The organism is Phytohabitans flavus, assembly GCF_011764545.1.
GTDB lineage: Bacteria > Actinomycetota > Actinomycetes > Mycobacteriales > Micromonosporaceae > Phytohabitans > Phytohabitans flavus.
On sequence record NZ_AP022870.1, the window covers coordinates 2,752,966 to 2,769,705 of the forward strand.

Here is a 16,740-nt window from a genome sequence, read left to right on the forward strand (position 1 = left end):
CGTCGCGGTGCCCTGCGTCGCGCCGCTTTGGCACGGCCGGCACACGGACGTCCGGTGTCCCTGCCGCTCTGGCACGGCAGGAGCGCGGGCGTCAGGCGTCCCGGCGGGTGTACTCCGCGGGGCCGAAAAATACCAGCACCGTCAGGTCTTCGGTGATGTCGGTGAAGCGGTGCTCCTCGCCCGCCGGCACGAACACCACCGATCCCGGCCCCACGTCCACCGTTCCTGACTCTGCGGTCAGCCGGGCGCGGCCGGCGGCGACCACGTACACCTCGTCCTCGGTGTGTGGGCTCTGGGTGTCCTCGCCGCCCACCGGAATGCAGTATGTGCCGACGCTCAGGTCGGGCACGCGCAACTCCTCGGTGTACCGCCGTCCCTCCCCCGGGTCGGGTGGCGCGAATCGGCCGGCGCTCGACAACACCTGCATGGGCCGAGGTTAGCGGAATTGAGTCGCGGACCAGGCGGGTGTCCGGGCTATGGTCGGTGCCGTGGTCGAGTTGGTCGAGGTGGGTCCGGACGACTGGCGGCTCTGGCGCGAGCTGCGGCACAAGGCGCTCGGCGAGGCGTCGTACGCGTTCAAGAGCACCCTCGCCGAGTGGCAGGGTGACGGCGACCGTGAGCAGCGGTGGCGCGACCGCCTGGCGATTCCCGGCTCGTACAACCTGGTCGGCGTCGTCGACGGGCGGCCGGTGGGCATGGCCAGCGGCTATCCAGAGGACGACCCGGAGGTCGTGTGGCTGCATTCGATGTGGGTCGACCCGGCCGCGCGCGGCGTGGGCGTCGGCGATCGCCTCATCGCCGCGATAGTTGAGTGGGCGGCCAAGTCCGGCGCGCGGAAGATGATGCTCGGCGTGGTGGAGGGCAACACCAACGCCGAGGCGCTCTACGTCCGCCAGGGCTTCGCGTACACCGGTGAGGTCAACGGAATGATGCCGGACGGTGTACGGCGGGACCTGGCGATGGCCCGGACGCTCAACGCCTAGGGTGGACGTCGTGACACGCGAGGTGTGGGCGCGCGGAGACGCGTACGAGGCGTATGTCGGGCGGTGGAGCCGGCGGGTGGCGGCCCAGTTCGTGCGGTGGCTGGATGTGCCGGCCGGCCGCCGCTGGCTGGACGTGGGGTGCGGCACGGGGGCACTCAGCGCAACTGTGCTGACACTCACCGACCCGGCCGAGGTGACCGGGGTCGACCCCTCGGACGGATTCCTGGCCACGGCCCACGCGCAGGTCGCCGACCCGCGCGTGTCCCTTATGGCCGGTGACGCGCGGGCGTTGCCGCTGCCGCCCGCCCGCTTCGACGCGGTGGTGAGCGGGCTGGCGCTCAACTTCGTACCCGAGCCGGCGCAGGCGGCCGCCGAGTGCGCCCGGGTCGCCGCACCAGGCGCGGTCGTCGCCGCGTACGTGTGGGACTACGCCGAGGGCATGGAGCTGATGCGCCAGTTCTGGGACGCCGCGGCCGCCCTCGACGCGGCGAGTGTCGAGCTCGACGAGGGGCGCCGCTTCCCGATCTGCCGACCGGGCCCGCTGCGGGCACTGTGGACGGACGCGGGTCTGGCTGACGTGTCCGTCGAGGCAATCGACATCCCGACGGTGTTCATCAGCTTCGAGGACTACTGGGAGCCGTTCCTGGGCGGGCAGGGGCCGCGCCCGCGTACGCGGTGTCGCTCGGCGAGGAGCGCCGCGCCGCGGTGCGCGACCTGCTGCGCGACCGCCTACCGTCCAACCCGGACGGTGCCATCGTGCTCTCCGCCCGCGCGTGGGCGGTCCGCGGTCACGTCCCCTCCGCCTGACCGGTCGCTCAGCCCTCCGCCTTCCTGGCCGGTCGGCGTGCCCGCGTTGTCGCCCAGCGCCACACCCTTGCTGGTCGGTTGGTGTTACGCCTCACTGGTCGCACAGCGCCGTGCCCGGCTGGTCGGTCGGTTTTCCACCTGACTAGGCGCTCAGCGCCGTCCCTGGCTGGTGGGTCGGTTTTCCGCCTGATTGGGCGCTCAGCGCCCAGCCTGACTGGTCGGTCGGTGCCCGCCTGACTGGGCGCTCAGCGCCGTGCCTGAGGTGTCGCTTTGCGCGGTGCCTGACTCGGCGCTCAGGGCGGCGGCACGCTGGAGCGCGACCGCCGCGAGGAAGCCGAACGAGATCGCCGACCCGGCCACCAGGCGAAGGCTCAGGCTGTCGAGGTGGGGCCAGGCGGCAACGATGAGGTACGCCAGCGGAGCCAGCAGGCACGCGACGGCCCACCTACGCCGGCCCTCGGCGACGAACCGCCGCCGGAGCACGAAACACACGGCCAGCCAGGAGGCAGCCGTCGCCGCGAACCCGACCTCGTGCAGCGCGCCGTGCCAGCTGATCCGCTCCGGCGCTCCCTCCGGTGCCCCGGGCGGGAAGCCGGCCCCCGCGTCGGTCACGAAAACGCCGGCCAGGATCAGCCCGATCCCGTTGACCGCCACGAGTACCGGCCCCCAGGTACCCGCCCGGCCGGGGCGCAGCACCCGTCGCAGGCCGGCGGCGCAGGCCAGCAGCAGGGCGCCACTCGCCACGAACGTGGCGATTTGGACCCAGCCCAGGTCGCCGAGGCTCAGCAGGCTGATCGGGTGGCGGGCGGGGTCGTAGCCGTCCCGGGTCAGCGCCTGCACCAGCCAGGAGCCAAGGAACACCGGCCCGGCGAGCACTCCGCACCACAACAGCGAACGCGTCGACATCGCGCGCTCCTCTCCGCTCGGGCGCCCCGTCCTGAGGCGCCGCTCAGCGGGGACGTCGGAGCGGAGGTACGCGAACGGACATCAGAGGCCGCGGGCGCGCAAATCCTCGACAAGCTGGCCGGTGACCGGCACGTCGATTCCGTAGCGGGTCGCGGCGCGGAGCACCGCCCCGCCGATCGCGTCGACCTCGGCCGGGCGCCCGGCCTCGACGTCGCGCAGCATAGAAGACTTCATGACCGCCGGGACCCGGTCGAAGAGGCCGATCACCGCACCGGTGTCCACAGTGGCCCCGGCGGCCCGCGCCACCGCCACCACCTCGTCCGCGACAGCCTCCAGGTCGGCGCGGCGCTTCTCGCGTACCTCGCCGGCGGTCGCGCCGTACGCCGTAGTGAGCAGCGCCAGTGGCGCCAGGAAAGCGAGCTTGTTCCAGAGCAGGGCGGCCTCGAAGTCACGCACGGAGGCGTCGATACCGGCCGCGCGCAGCTGGACGGCGAAGTTTTCCAGCTGTGTCCGCTGTGTCTGGTCGCCGGCTACGTCGACCTCGCAGAACGGGCTCGTGTGCACAATCCTCCCGGCCGCCACACGAGTCGACTCGACCCGAATCGCACCGGCGGCCACCTACGCGGCCGGGAACGACCTGCGCAGGACCGTCATGTGGTCGACGCCGTTGAGCAGTGGCAGCAACAGGCTGTCGCCGAGCACCTGCGCCGGTACGCAATCGAGGGCCGCGCCGAGCGTGGTCGCCTTGACAGCGACCACGCACACGTCGACTGGCGAGGCCAGCCGCGGCACGGCGGCGGCTGGCACGTGGAAGTCGCCGTACTGGACGCTGGACACGTCCAGACCACTGGCGGTCAGCGCGGCCACGGTATCCGGCCGCGCCACGTACACCACGGGGTGACCGGCTCGGGTCAGCAGGGCGCCGACCAGACCGCCGACGCCACCCGGCCCGACTACCGCCACGCTCCACGGCGACTCCGTCACGTGTCCTCCGTCAAGCCGCGAACGGTGTCAGCCCTGGCGGCCGGCGAACCGCGGGTTGACCCGGTTGACCACACGCACCCGGCCGCCGCGGCGAACCACCACCGCGCCAGGCTTGCGGGCCAGCGAACGTAGCGAACTACGAACCTTCATCATGGTCCCCTTTCCGATCCGCGTCGACCTTGCGGTCGGCGCCGGGATACGGAACGTTGAGGGCCCCGTCAGGATTCCCCGGTACGCCGGAAGACCCCAGACGGGTCGTAGGCCGCCCGAATCGCGTGGAGGCGGTCCGTGTTACGCCCGTAGTACAGGCTGTCCGGCAGCCCGGCCTCCGGGAAGTTCGGGTACCTGCCACCCGTCCCGTACGGCTCGACGATCTCCCAGGCGCGCGCGAGCCACTCCTCGCCGGGGTCGCTGGCCGTCAGCTTGAGCAGGAAGCGCTCCGCCCGGTGTGGGAAGGCGGTCGCCTCCTCGGGCACAGCGTTGTACGCCCCGCCCCACGGCGAGAAGTCCAGCTCACGGGCCTGCCCCGGCACCCGCGCGGCGACCAGGTGGTCCACCAAAGCGGCGACCGCGCGGTCCGGCAGAGGACGGCGGAAGTACGACGACCGGCACCGGTCCGGCAGCTCGGGTGGCTTGACCGGACCGTCGCCGTGCACGTCCAGCTCGGAGAGGAAACGCTTGACGTCCCGGAACGTTCCGGGCCGCCGTACCCGCGTGCGAGGTCCGTGCCCGACCGCGGCCGTGACCCGCGCCTCCAGCTCGCCCAAAACCACCATGGCTTGTGCGGCGTCGGCCACGCCGCTTCGCGCGGCGGGGAATGCCGCGTTGACGGCGGCATTGCCTTGCGCGGCTTCGGCCACGCCGCTCCACGCGTTGGCGGTGGCGCTGTCTTGCGCGACGGGTGCGGCAGTGCCTTGTGTGGCGCGTTGGACGGCAGCGGCGGCGCTCCCTTGTCCCGCTGGCGCGTCGCTGCCCATCGCGGCGAGTGGGGCGGCAGGGTCGGCGCTGTCTTGTCCGGCCTCTGCGGCGGGTGGCCCAGCGGCCGCGTTGTCGTCTTGTGTGGCGATTGGTGCGATGGCGGCGCCGAAGAGGCTGACCACCGGCGGCCGTGCCGGGTCGGCGGCGGCCGAGACGACGAGGCTCGCGGCGACACTGGCGGGTGCGTCCGGCGCGATGGCCTGCCAGGCCACGGCAACGGCGGCCGCGTGCTCGGGCGCCCACGTCAGGTGGAAGGCGACGGCGTCCGGCGCCGGCACCGTCGCGAACGTCAGCCGGGTCACGACGCCCGGCGCTCCCCCGCCCCGCAGCATCCAGAAGAGGTCCGCGTGCCGCTCGGCGTCGCACTCCACCACGCTCCAGCGCCGGAACGGGCTCGGCCCGCCGCCTCCATCGCCTGCCGCGCGCCGCGAGAGCCCAGACTCGCCGGCGGCGGCCGCGGGTCGCTGCTGGTAACCAGTCCCACCGGAGCCGACCTCGCCGATGGCCGCCCAAGCACTGTCCTGCTCACCACGCCCGGCGTCGGCCGCCGCAGCGCAATCCGGATGGCCAGGCCCGCCGTCAGCGGCTGCGGCGTCCACCACGACGCGGGCAGCGCGGAGGAAGTCGCAGGTGAGGCCATGGGTCCGGCCGAGGATGCCGAGCCCACCGCCGAGCGTGAGGCCGGTGATCCCGACCGTCGGGCCGCAGCCGGCGGGGATCGTCAGGCCGTGCGGAGCGAGGTGGTCGTAGAGGTCGCCGAGGCGCACGCCGGCGCCGACCGTCACGGTGCCGTCACCGATCTCGACCGCGTCCATCGGCGATACGTCCAGCACGACGCCGGTCGTCGAGGAACGGCCCGCGAAGCAGTGGCCGCCGCTCCGCACCGCGACCGGCAGTCGAGCGGCACCAGCGAAGTTGAGAGCCGCCTCAACATCCTCCTCAGTTGCGCACAGCACCACCGCCGCCGGGCGCACCTCGCGGTACCGCACGATCGGCGGTCGCCGCGCCTCGTCGTAGCCGGGCCGCCCCGGCCACAGCACCATCCCCGTGATCGCGCCGTCCAGCGCCGCCCAGTCCGCCATCCACCAGAGGCTATCCCCTCGGATTCTTGCGAGAGTGTTGTCGCGAGATTTCGAGTATTGGTTCAACTATTGCGAACATGTGTCGAGTCCTGGCACGATGACCGTCGATCCCTCAAGCCCGCACACCCCCTGAGGAGCGCCGACATGGCGGTATCGCGCCGTACCTTCGTGACGTCCGTGGCCGCCGGCTCCGCCCTGGCCGCCGTCTCGACGACCGAGATCGTCTCGGCCCTGACCAGCGCGGCCAGCGCCGCGAGCCCGCCCGGCGACGTGGTCGGGAAGATCTCCGTCGGCTACCAGGGGTGGTTCGCCTGCCCCGGCGACAGCGCCTCGATCGGCGGGTGGTGGCACTGGAGCCGCGACCGGTTCCAGCCGCCCTCGCCGAGCAACACCACGATCGTCTCCTGGCCGGACATGCGCGAGTACACGCGCGGCTACACCACCGCCTACCCCAACCTAGGCAACGGGCAGCCCGCCCAGCTCTTCTCCTCGTACGACCAGCAGACCGTCGACACCCACTTCCGGTGGATGCAGGAGAACGGGTGCGACACGGCGGCACTGCAACGGTTCAACCCGTTCGGCGACGAGGGGCCGACCCGCGACGCGATGGCGGTCAAGGTGCGGGACGCGGCGGAGCGCTTCGGGCGCAAGTTCTACATCATGTACGACGTCACAAGCTGGACCAACATGCAGTCCGAGCTGAAAACTGACTGGACCACCAAGATGTCGGCGCACACCGCCTCACCCGCGTACGCCCGGCAGAACGGCAAGCCGGTCGTGTGCATCTGGGGCTTCGGCTTCAACGACTCCGGCCGCCCGTTCGCGCCGGCGCCCTGCCTCGAGGTGGTCAACTGGTTCAAGGCGCAGGGCTGCTATGTGATCGGCGGCGTCCCCACGTACTGGCGGCAGGGCATCAACGACTCCCGGCCCGGCTTCCTCGACGTCTACCACGCGTTCAACATGATCTCGCCGTGGATGGTCGGCCGCACCGGCACGCTCGACGGCCTGGACTGGTTCTACGCCAACGTCAATGTGCCGGACCAGGCCGACTGCAACGCGCACGGCATCGACTACCAGCCCTGTGTGATGCCTGGTGACCTGTCCACCGGAGCTCGCGCGCACGGCGACTTCTACTGGCGGCACTTTTACAACATGGTGCGGGTCGGTTGCCAGGGCATCTACATCTCGATGTTCGACGAGTACAACGAGGGCAACCAGATCGCCAAGACCGCTGAAACCGCGGCCACCGTGCCGGCCGGCAGCGGGATCCGGCCGCTGGACGAGGACGGCACGTTCTGCTCGTCCGACTACTACCTGCGGATCACGGCGGACGGCGGCCGGATGCTGAAGGGCCAGCTCGCGCTCACCCCGGTGCGGCCCACGCCACCGGTCGCCGGAGGCGGACCCGACCCGCAGCCCGGCGGCAATCTGGCGGCGGGCCGGCCCACGTCGGCCAGCAGTCAGAACGGTGCCTTCGTCCCCGCCAACGCGGTGGACAACAACGCCGGCACCTACTGGGAGAGCGTCAACAACGCCTTTCCCCAGTGGCTTCAGGTAGACCTTGGGACGGCCGCGCAGGTCAACCGCGTGGTGTTGAGGCTGCCCTCAAGTTGGGGGACGCGCACCCAAACGCTGTCGGTACGCGGCAGCACCAACGGCTCGACGTTCACCACGCTCGCCGCCTCAGCCGGCCGAGTCTTCGACCCCGCGTCGGGCAACACGGTGACGCTGACCTTCCCGGCGACCAGCGCACGCTACGTCCGGATCGAGGTCACGGCCAACACCGGCTGGCCGGCCGCCCAGCTCGCCACCCTTGAGGTGTACGCGGCCACGGGCCAGCCCACCGACCCGCCGCCCACCGCGCCGGGCAACCTGACCGTCACCGCGAAGTCGTCGACCAGCGTGTCACTGTCCTGGACCGCGAGCACGGACAACGCGGGCGTGACCGGATACCAGGTGCTGCGCGGCGGCGCGGTCGTGGCGACCACCGCGGGGACGTCGGCGACCGTGACCGGGCTGAGCCCCGCGACGGCGTACAGCTTCCAGGTCACCGCCCAGGACGCGGCCGGCAACACCTCGCCGCCCTCCAACACGGTCAGCGTCACCACCGACCCCGCGCCGCAGCCGGGCGGCAACCTGGCGGCGGGCCGGCCAGCGACCGCGAGCAGCCAGACTCAGAGCTACGGGCCGGGCAACGTCGTGGATGGCAACGCGGGCAGCTACTGGGAGAGCGCGAACAACGCGTTTCCACAGTGGATTCAAGTGGACCTCGGGTCGGCGCTCTCGGTCGGCCGTGTGGTGCTCAAGCTCCCGCCGCCGGCCGCCTGGGCCACCCGCACGCAGACGCTCTCGGTGCAGGGCAGCACCAACGGCTCGACGTTCACGACGCTGGTCGCCTCGGGCGGGCGCACCTTCAACCCGGCCACCGGAAACCTGGTGACGCTCACGTTCCCGGCGGCGGGCGTCCGCTACCTGCGCGTCCAGATCACCGCGAACACCGGATGGCCGGCGGGCCAGCTGTCCGAGCTGGAGGCCTACGCCTCCTGACTCTCCGCTCAGCCCGGCCGCGGCCGACGTCACCGCACTGGTGGTCGGCCGCGCCGCCCTTCGCACTCATGCCTGCGGCGCGCCTCCGCGCTGGCGGCAAGGGACAGACCGGCCCGGTCCAGCACGACCAGACATCGGTGGCAATCTCGCCCGTGGTGGAGACTGCACGACCGGACATCGGTGGCGGTCTCGCCCATTGGCGAGACCGACGCTAACCCCAAGGCGCCTCCACACCCAAGGAGGCGCCTTGCGCCACTGCGCACGCGAACGCCTCGCCCGCCGCCCGCCCGAGGCCTCCGGACTCGCGGCCGCCCCGGCGCCTCCGCGCCCCGGACACCTCGGCCATGGACTGTCGGTGCCCCACAACCCCGGACACTCCGTGCCTCCGCTCCTATGGACGTCTTTCCGTGGACGCCTGGCACCTCCGCGCCCGCACACCCGGCGCCTTCGCTGCGCGGACGGCCGCCATCCCTGCGACCAGCCTTTACGTCAACAAGACGATTAGCTAGCATGGCCGCCGTGAGCGGACCGCAGCCGCAGTTCTTTGGGATGGCCGTGACCGTCGACGTCGTCGTCCTGACGATCCGCGACGACGAGCTGCAAGTGCTCCTGGTCGAGCGGGGGGTCGAGCCATTCCGGGGAGCACTCGCGCTGCCCGGCGGGTTCATCGGGCCGGACGAGGACGCCGAGCCCGCCGCCCGGCGCGAGCTGGCCGAGGAGACCGCGCTCGATCGCGGCGGCCTCTATCTTGAGCAGCTCCGCACCTTCGCCGCGCCGGCCCGCGACCCGCGCGGCCGGGTCGTCACGGTCGCCTACCTGGCGATCGCGCCCGACCTGCCGGTGCCGGTGGGCGGCAGTGATGCCCGCGCCGCCCGCTGGCAGCCGGTGTGGTCAGTGCTCTCGGGCCATGTCAAGCTCGCCTTCGACCACCTCGGCATCGTCGAGTACGGGGTCGACCGCGCGCGCTCCAAGCTGGAGTACACGACCCTCGCCACCGCCTTCTGCCCCGAGGTCTTCACGATGACCGAGCTGCGCCGGGTGTACGAGGTGGTGTGGGGCGTCTCGATCGACGCCCGCAACTTCCATCGCAAGGTCACGAACGCCGCCGACTTCCTCGAGCCGACCGGCGAGCGGCGGGTCCTGGAGACCGGACGCCCGGCCGCCCTCTACCGCCGCGGGCCGGCGAGGACCTTGTTCCCCCCGATGCTGCGCGGAGCGTTCCCGCCGGTGCCGCTCGCCGACTCTGGGGCGTAGGGCAGCGCCACGGCGGCGGCGACGAACCGCTGGATCTCGTGGGCCCGCCACAGCCAGGCCACGTCCCGGCTGAAGGACCAGATCAGCAGCGCCAACGCCGTACCCACGACGGCCATCGCCATCGGGTACGGCAGTATTCCGGAACTCGCCGCCGCCAGCACCACACCCTGGATCGCGGCGACGGTCTTGCGGGACATCCGATGCGGCAGGGCGGCCCGCAGCCACGGCAGCGCCCAGCTGGCCGCCACGAAGGCGTACCGGAACGCGCCGATGGCGAGCACCCACGGGCCCAAGAACTGGGCGACGACCGCGCTCAGCACCAAAATGAGGACGGCGTCAACTTCCATGTCGAAGCGCGCGCCGAGCGCCGAGGTGCTGTTGGTGCGGCGGGCCACCTGGCCGTCCACAGCGTCGAGTGCGAGCGCCACCGCGGCCAGCGTCACGAAGACCACGACCGGCACGGCGTGCCCGGTGAGCCAGTCCGCGGCCAGCGCGGCCACGCCGCCGACGAGCGTCGCGCGGGCAAGCGTGACCTGGTTGGCCGGGCCGAGGAACGTGGTACCGGAGCGGCGGAGGGCCCGCCCGAGGAGCACCCACGTGCCGACCGCGTACACCACGCCGACCGCCCAACCGGCCGCGTTGAGGCCCACCCCGCGGCCAGCATGCTCAGGAGAACGAACTGCACCGCCAGTCCCGCTGTGTGCCCATCGACGGTGGGGTGGTTTCGAGGGGCCGGTCGCTGACAGTCAACGTTCCTCCGTAGTTGTCTGGCGGGTAGGGCCCCACCACGTATGGTTACCTGGGCCCTTGGACTGGAAAACGGGAAACGGGCCGGTTTGGTTCATCGGCCACGGAAGGAGATCCATGACGCTCCGTGGTCGAGCGTTCTGGCTCAGGTCTCCCGGCGCCGGTGAGATCCGCCCTGTCACCCTCGCGCCGCCGGGTCCGGACGAGGTGCTCGTGCGTTCGCTCTGGTCGGGCGTGAGCCGGGGGACAGAGACGCTCGTCTTCCGTGGCGGGGTGCCCGAGAGCCAGCACGCGGCCATGCGCGCACCGTTCCAGGAGGGCGATTTTCCGGCCCCCGTCAAGTACGGCTACCTGAACGTCGGCCTTGTGGAGGACGGGCCGGACGAGCTGCGCGGGCGCGCGGTCTTCTGCCTGTACCCGCACCAGACCCGGTATGTCGTCCCCGCGTCCGCCGTCACGCCGGTACCGGACAGCGTGCCTGCGCGACGGGCCGTCCTCGCCGGCATGGTGGAAACCGCCGTGAACGCACTGTGGGACGCGACCCCCTCGTCGGCGACCGGGTCACCGTGGTCGGTGGGGGCATGGTGGGGTGCAGTGTCGCCGCGGTGCTGGCCCGCTTCCCCGGTGCGCGGGTGCAGCTTGTCGACGCCGACCCGGCCCGCGCGGTGACCGCGGCCGCTCTCGGCGTGGAGTTCGCCGCGCCTGAGGGCGCGGCCGGCGACCGCGACCTGGTCATCCACGCCAGCGCGACGTCCGCCGGTCTGGCCCGTTCGCTGGAGCTGCTCGCACCGGAGGGCACGGTGGTCGAGCTGAGCTGGTACGGCGACCGCACCGTCACGGTCCCGCTCGGGGAGCACTTCCACTCCCGCCGGCTCACCGTGCGCAGCAGTCAGGTGGGCACGGTGTCACCGGCGGTGAAGGGGCGGCGGACGTACGCGGACCGGCTCGCGCTCGCGCTGGAGTTGCTCGCCGACCCCGCGTTCGACGCGCTGCTGACGGGCGAGTCAACTTTCGACGAGCTGCCCGCGCTGCTGCCCAAGCTCGCCGGCGGGGAGCTGCCCGCGCTGTGCCACCTCGTACGCTACGACACCGACCCGGCGCCGGCGCCGGCCGATCCGGCGAACCCGTCGACCGGAGCTGGCGGCGCACCCACCGACACTGCCCCAGGAGGTTGAGGGTTTGTTCAGCATCACCGTCCGGGACCACATCATGGTCGCGCACAGCTTCCGCGGCGAGGTGTTCGGCCCGGCGCAGCGGCTGCACGGCGCGACGTTCGTGGTCGACGCGACGTTCCGCCGGCCCGAGCTCGACGCCGACAACATCGTGGTCGACATCGGGCTCGCCACCGCGCAGCTCGGCGAGGTGCTGGGCGATCTGAACTACCGCAACCTCGACGACGAACCCGCGTTCGCCGGCATCAACACGTCCACCGAGTTCCTGGCCAAGGTGATCGCGGATCGTCTCGCCGACCGGGTGGCCGCGGGCGCGCTCGGCGAGGGCGCGCGAGGGCTGTCCGGGATCACGGTCACGCTGCACGAGTCGCACGCCGCGTGGGCCAGCTACGAGCGGCCCCTGTGAGCGAGCGACCGGGCCCAGTACCGCGAGGCGCCGCGGCCCGCGCACGGCGCGCGGGTCAGCGACGAGCGACCCCTTCGAGCGAGCGTTCCGGCCCGGCACCGCGAGGCGCCGCAGTACGAGCGGCAGCACGGCCGGACGCCGCGGCCCGCCCGCGTAGACCGCAACGGCGCGGCGTGGGGCGGAACGGGGAAGCGCCGTGACCACCCTGCACGTAGTGCTCCCGGCCGGTGTGGACGACCCGGCGGGCCCCAGCGGCGGCAACCGTTACGACCGGCGGGCCTGCGACGAGCTGGCCGCGCAGGGCTGGCGGGTCGTCGAGCACGCCGCGGACGGCGACTGGCCGCGCCCGGACGCCGCACAGGTCGCCCGCCTGGCGGCCACCCTCGCAGCGGTACCTGACGGTGGTCTCATTTTGCTGGACGGCCTGGTGGCGTGCGCGGCGCCCGACGTGGTGGTACCCGCGGCGGCGCGGCTACGGCTTGCCGTTCTGGTGCACCTCCCGCTCGTGGACGAGGCCGGCGACGGCGACCTGGACGCCCGCGAGCGGGAGACCCTCCGGGCCGCGGGCGCCGTCATCGCGACCAGCGAGGGCGCCGCCCGGCGCCTGGCCGCACTGCACGGTCTCGATGGCGTACGGGTCGCCGCCCCTGGGGTGGACCCGGCACCCCGGTCAGCGGGTACCGCCAACGGCTCACGCCTGCTCTGCGTCGCCGCAGTGATCCCACGCAAGGCGCAGGATGTGCTGGTCTCCGCCCTCGCCTCCGTCGCGGAACTCGACTGGACCTGCGACTTCGCCGGCGCGCTCGACCGCGACCCACCGTACGCCGCCCGTGTGGCCGCAGCGGCCGACGAACTTGGCGGGCGGGTCAACTTCGCCGGCCCGCTGGTGGGTGCGGAGCTAGATGCCCGCTACGCCGAGGCGGACCTCCTTGTCCTGCCGTCGCGCGCGGAGACGTACGGCATGGTGGTGACCGAGGCTCTCGCCCGCGGCGTCCCGGTGCTCGCGACCGACGTGAGTGGCGTACCGGAGGCGCTCGGCTGGGCACCGGCACCGCCGGATCAGGCCGACCCGCCCGACTCGGCAACCCCGTCCGGGCGACTCGCCGATGACGCCAGCCAGCCGCGGCCGGCCGACCCGTCATCGTGGTCGCTGACGAGGCCGGGTGGAGCCGGCGCCAGCCAGGCCGGCACCGGCGCGGTGGCGGGTGGTGGAGCCGGCGCGGCCGCGCGACAAGGCGTCGACACCCCGGGCGAGCCGGCCGGGTCGGGGTGGGTACGGCCGGGGATGCTGGTGCCGCCCGGCGATTCGGCGGCGCTCGCAGACGCGCTGAGGCGGTGGCTCACGCAACCTGAGGTGCGGGTCAAGTTGCGCGCGGCGGCCGCGGCTCGCCGCTCCACGCTGGACGGCTGGGACGCGACCGCGCGGGCACTCGCCGCCGTGCTGGACGCACTGTGACAGTCCACGCGGGCCGCGCCGCAAGCGGTGCGCCAGGCGTGACGAGATAGCAAACGACATGGGGACGCCACGCTCCGTGCCACTGAACGGCTCGGGAGGCTGGACGGCTGCGGCGCCCGGAAGCGTGACAACGGCGCGCTGCGCGGACCGCGCCGCGGAACGGCACCCGACGCGTGACAAAGGGTAGGGCGCACGCGGGGCCCGACCACCGAACGAGGGAGGCACGTTGAGCGAGTTCACCCCGGCCTGGCTGGCGCTGCGGGAGCCGGCCGACGCCGACGCCCGCGCTGTCGAGCTGCTGGACCCTCTGCGTGAGTACCTCGACGGCACCACCCGCCCGGTGATCCGCGACCTCGGCGCCGGCAGTGGCTCGATGGGGCGCTGGCTGGCGCCCCGCCTCGGCGGACCACAGCACTGGGTGATGCACGACCGCGACCCCGGGCTGCTCGCGCTCGCGGCGGCCGGTATGTCACCGTTCCCGATGGTCACCGTCGAGACGCGGCAGAGTGACGTCACCGGCCTGACCGCAGCGGACCTGGCCGGCGCCTCTCTGGTCACGGCCTCGGCGCTACTCGACCTCCTCACCGCCGAGGAGGTCGACGGGCTGGCCGAGGCGTGCACGGAGGCCGGCTGCCCAGCGTTGTTCACTCTGTCGGTGGCCGGACGGGTGGAGCTCTCCCCCGCCGACCCCCTCGACGACGAACTTGAGGCCGCCTTCAACAACCACCAGCGCCGTACGCATGGCGCTCGCGCACTGCTTGGGCCGGACGCGCCCGGGGCGGCGGTGGAGGCGTTCACCCGGCGTGGCGCGACCTTGGTCGAGCAGCCCAGCCCGTGGCGGCTCGGTCCCGAGCAGGCGGCGCTCGCCGCCGAGTGGCTGCGCGGCTGGGTCGGCGCGGCGGTCGAGCAGCGCCCCGAGTTGGCCGAGCCCGCGGCGGCGTACCTGCGTCGCCGTCTGGACGCGGTCGCGGCGGGCGACCTCCGCGCGGTGATCGACCACGTCGACCTGATCGCCTTCCCCTCGCGACCGAGATGAACCGTTCCCCTCGCTCTTCCCGTAGTTGCGGGAGAGATCTGAGCGAGGGAGAGCTGCGTGGCACGGTCGGTGTGGGCCTGGGTCAAGGTACTTGGGGGGTTGGCCATATTGGGCGCGCTCGTGTGGCGCCTCGGCACCGGCGCGTTCCTCGACGGGCTCTACGTGATCGACGGCAGCACCCTCCTCGCCGCCCTCGGCATCGGGCTGCTCACCACCGTGCTCAGCGCCTGGCGGTGGTGCCTTGTCGCGCGCGGCCTGGGGATCCAGCTCCCGCTGCGGGGCGCGGTCGCTGATTACTACCGCGCGCTGTTCCTCAACGCCGCGCTGCCCGGTGGGATCCTCGGTGACGTGCATCGGGCCGTCCGCAACGGCCGCGACACCGGCGACGTTGGCCGCGGCGTCCGCGCGGTCGTGCTCGAACGCTCCGCCGGCACCGCCGTCTTCGTCGTCGTCGGCCTGTCCGTGCTGCTGGTACTCCCGTCGCCGATCGTGCCCCGCAACCAGCTCGTCCAGATCGCGGCCGCCGTCGTGCTCGCCGCCGCGGTGACCGGCGGGCTGGTCGCGTGGGCCCGGCGGCGACAGGGTGCGTCGCTGGTCACCCGAGCACTTGGAACGGCCGCCGCCGACATCCGCCGCGGCCTCCTCGCCCGACACGTGTGGCCGGGCATCCTGGTGTCCTCGGCGCTGGTGATCGCGGGGCATTTGGCGACGTTCCTGGTGGCGGCGCGGGCGGCCGGTTCGACCGCGTCGTTCGCCCGGCTGGCGCCGCTGATGTTGCTCGCGCTGCTGGCGATGCTCCTCCCGCTCAACGTGGGCGGCTGGGGTCCGCGCGAGGGTGTGACGGCGTGGGCGTTCGGCGCGGCCGGCCTGAGCCCGAGCCTGGGCCTGACGATCGCCGTCGTGTACGGGGTGCTCGCCTTCGCCGCCAGCCTCCCCGGTGCGGCGGTCCTTGTGGTGCGGTGGCTCCGGCCGGCGACTCCGCCGGCTGAGCAGGCCACACCCGCGTAAGCCACGCTCCGAGCCAGCCCCGGCGCGGGCTGGGCCGTGCCGGCGTCCGCTGGAGTTTGCGGGGTGGGGTTCCGGCTGGAATCGCACCGAGGGATGCGCAACCAGCCGCGACACCGGCACCCGTGTGCGTAAGCCCCACTCAGGCCATTGGCGAAGGCTGCGGCAGTGCGAAGCCGCACCCAACAGCCACACGGCCACGCAGGGCGGGCCGCGCCAGCCCTCAGCCGGCCCAACCAGCCACACCCGGGGGCCAGATCATCCGGGACGGACCACGCCAGCGCGAAGCGGCACCAACCACCCACACGGACAGATCGACCGAAGCGGGCCGCGTCAGGGCTAAGCCGCGCCTAACGGCCACTTAGCGAGCCAGCCCTTAGCCACACCCAACCACGTACGGGCTTCGCATACGGATGCGGGCCGCGCCAGCGCTAAACCGCGCCTAAACAGCCACTTAGCCGCACCCAACCACGCACGGGCCGCAGGCCGACCGAAGCGGGCCGCGCCAGCGCTAGGCCAGACTGAAACCAGCCGCTCAGGCCAGGCAGGCCGCCCGTGCCGGCCTCATCGGCGTAGGCCGCGCCCAAGCCGGTGTCGACCGCGGCCATACGAGGCGGTCCCGTCCCCTCGCATGGCCGCGGTCTCTGTCGCAGGCCGAGGCTGGTCTCTTCCGAGCGCCGGCGGTGCTACTCGCCCGTCGTCGGCCAGCGCCGCGCACCCGGATCTGAGTCCTGCGTCAAGTCCTGCCAGCGGCTCTGCCGCTGGGTCGGCACCAGGCTGTGCGCACCCTCGCCCGACCACCGCGACGCGGCGCCCACGGGCATCCTCTCGGGATCCACGACGCGGTCCGGAGCCGGCAGGTCCAGCCCCTCCACACCGAGCGGCTGCTCTACCACGAGGTCGTCAGCCTCGCTCGCCGTCTCCGGGCGGCGCCACCGGCCCGCGCTCACCACCGCCAGCAGCAGCGCGGCGCCCAGCACCATCGCGGAACCCGTACGGAGCGGCGTCTCGAGGTCGGCCTCCCGGCCGGCCAGGGAGATCTGACCCGGCAGGAAGTTGAGGACCGCGTCAGGACTCGCCAGCAGCGCGAGGTAGCTGCCTGTGTACACAAGCCCGGTGAGCACCGCGCCCGCCGGGGAGACGCGCAGGGTCCCCAGGAGTCCCAGCAGCAACCCGGTGGCGGCCAGGCAGGACGCGGGACGGATGAAGTCGCCGTTCTGGAACGCCCCCGCGGCATCCTCGTTCAGGAAGGCCTGGATCGAGCGGTCCTGCCCGTAGGCGAGCAGCACCCAGGCGAGCGGCGCGATGAAGATGGCGGCAATCAAGGTCCAGAGGTGTCGCATGTCGGACACCGTAGTGCCATCGATATGGGCTCAC

16 protein-coding genes and 1 pseudogene are annotated in these 16,740 nt (G+C 72.8%); 9 read left to right on the forward strand and 8 right to left on the reverse strand.

Annotation, left to right across the window (positions count from 1 at the left end; genetic code table 11):
- Positions 1-91: 91 nt before the first annotated feature.
- Entirely contained in the window at positions 92-427 is a 336-nt protein-coding gene (locus Pflav_RS12005; protein WP_173036233.1) for a cupin domain-containing protein, read from the reverse strand.
- A 61-nt stretch (positions 428-488) separates the two neighbouring features.
- On the opposite strand from Pflav_RS12005, the gene Pflav_RS12010 reads away from it, so the two are divergent.
- Positions 489-983 carry a GNAT family N-acetyltransferase gene (locus tag Pflav_RS12010; RefSeq protein ID WP_173036235.1) on the forward strand — a complete coding sequence of 165 codons (495 nt, stop codon included), beginning with the start codon at positions 489-491 and terminating at the stop codon, positions 981-983.
- Positions 984-993: 10 nt separating this feature from the next.
- Entirely contained in the window at positions 994-1,932 is a 939-nt protein-coding gene (locus Pflav_RS12015) for a methyltransferase domain-containing protein (protein ID WP_232071285.1), read from the forward strand.
- A 56-nt stretch (positions 1,933-1,988) separates the two neighbouring features.
- On the opposite strand, the gene Pflav_RS12020 is transcribed toward Pflav_RS12015, so the two are convergent.
- The 5 genes from Pflav_RS12020 to Pflav_RS12035 form a co-directional block, all read right to left on the reverse strand.
- Positions 1,989-2,696: a DUF998 domain-containing protein gene (locus Pflav_RS12020; RefSeq protein ID WP_173036237.1), complete on the reverse strand. Its 708-nt coding sequence runs from the start codon at positions 2,694-2,696 to the stop codon at positions 1,989-1,991.
- A gap of 81 nt (positions 2,697-2,777) precedes the next feature.
- A complete protein-coding gene (locus tag Pflav_RS43505) occupies positions 2,778-3,260 on the reverse strand; it encodes a ketopantoate reductase family protein (protein WP_197938357.1) in 483 nt (160 codons plus the stop codon).
- Positions 3,261-3,314: 54 nt separating this feature from the next.
- Positions 3,315-3,680, reverse strand: a complete 366-nt coding sequence (locus tag Pflav_RS43510) for a 2-dehydropantoate 2-reductase N-terminal domain-containing protein (protein ID WP_197938359.1) — start codon at positions 3,678-3,680, stop codon at positions 3,315-3,317.
- A 27-nt stretch (positions 3,681-3,707) separates the two neighbouring features.
- Positions 3,708-3,830, reverse strand: a complete 123-nt coding sequence (locus Pflav_RS12030; RefSeq protein ID WP_173036239.1) for a 50S ribosomal protein L36 — start codon at positions 3,828-3,830, stop codon at positions 3,708-3,710.
- A gap of 68 nt (positions 3,831-3,898) precedes the next feature.
- Entirely contained in the window at positions 3,899-5,740 is a 1,842-nt protein-coding gene (locus Pflav_RS12035; protein WP_173036241.1) for an FAD-dependent oxidoreductase, read from the reverse strand.
- A gap of 144 nt (positions 5,741-5,884) precedes the next feature.
- Between Pflav_RS12035 and Pflav_RS12040 the strand changes: the two genes are divergently transcribed.
- Complete coding sequence (locus tag Pflav_RS12040) at positions 5,885-8,287, forward strand: discoidin domain-containing protein (protein ID WP_173036243.1); 2,403 nt, start codon at positions 5,885-5,887, stop codon at positions 8,285-8,287.
- Between the two features lie 549 nt (positions 8,288-8,836).
- On the forward strand, positions 8,837-9,541 hold the full coding sequence (locus tag Pflav_RS12045; RefSeq protein ID WP_173042386.1) for an NUDIX hydrolase: 705 nt from the start codon (positions 8,837-8,839) through the stop codon (positions 9,539-9,541).
- Here the strand turns inward: Pflav_RS12045 and Pflav_RS12050 are convergent.
- Positions 9,454-10,191 (reverse strand): CDP-alcohol phosphatidyltransferase family protein, encoded by a 738-nt coding sequence (locus Pflav_RS12050; RefSeq protein ID WP_197938361.1) that lies wholly within the window; start codon positions 10,189-10,191, stop codon positions 9,454-9,456. The genes Pflav_RS12045 and Pflav_RS12050 overlap by 88 nt on opposite strands.
- Positions 10,192-10,405: 214 nt before the next feature.
- On the opposite strand from Pflav_RS12050, the pseudogene Pflav_RS12055 reads away from it, so the two are divergent.
- The 5 genes and pseudogenes from Pflav_RS12055 to Pflav_RS12075 form a co-directional block, all read left to right on the forward strand.
- Positions 10,406-11,376 (forward strand): annotated as a pseudogene (locus Pflav_RS12055) (zinc-dependent alcohol dehydrogenase); the annotation flags it as partial.
- Positions 11,377-11,467: 91 nt separating this feature from the next.
- The gene (locus tag Pflav_RS12060) at positions 11,468-11,866 is read left to right on the forward strand and encodes a 6-pyruvoyl trahydropterin synthase family protein (protein ID WP_173036245.1); all 399 of its coding nucleotides are present in this window, start codon (positions 11,468-11,470) and stop codon (positions 11,864-11,866) included.
- Between the two features lie 196 nt (positions 11,867-12,062).
- Positions 12,063-13,322 carry a glycosyltransferase family 4 protein gene (locus Pflav_RS12065; RefSeq protein WP_232071287.1) on the forward strand — a complete coding sequence of 420 codons (1,260 nt, stop codon included), beginning with the start codon at positions 12,063-12,065 and terminating at the stop codon, positions 13,320-13,322.
- Positions 13,323-13,548: 226 nt separating this feature from the next.
- Complete coding sequence (locus Pflav_RS12070) at positions 13,549-14,358, forward strand: class I SAM-dependent methyltransferase (RefSeq protein WP_173036247.1); 810 nt, start codon at positions 13,549-13,551, stop codon at positions 14,356-14,358.
- Between the two features lie 57 nt (positions 14,359-14,415).
- Positions 14,416-15,366: a lysylphosphatidylglycerol synthase transmembrane domain-containing protein gene (locus Pflav_RS12075; RefSeq protein ID WP_173036249.1), complete on the forward strand. Its 951-nt coding sequence runs from the start codon at positions 14,416-14,418 to the stop codon at positions 15,364-15,366.
- 683 nt (positions 15,367-16,049) lie between these two features.
- Here Pflav_RS12075 and Pflav_RS12080 read toward each other — a convergent pair.
- Positions 16,050-16,706 carry a hypothetical protein gene (locus Pflav_RS12080; RefSeq protein WP_173036250.1) on the reverse strand — a complete coding sequence of 219 codons (657 nt, stop codon included), beginning with the start codon at positions 16,704-16,706 and terminating at the stop codon, positions 16,050-16,052.
- Positions 16,707-16,740 lie beyond the last annotated feature (34 nt).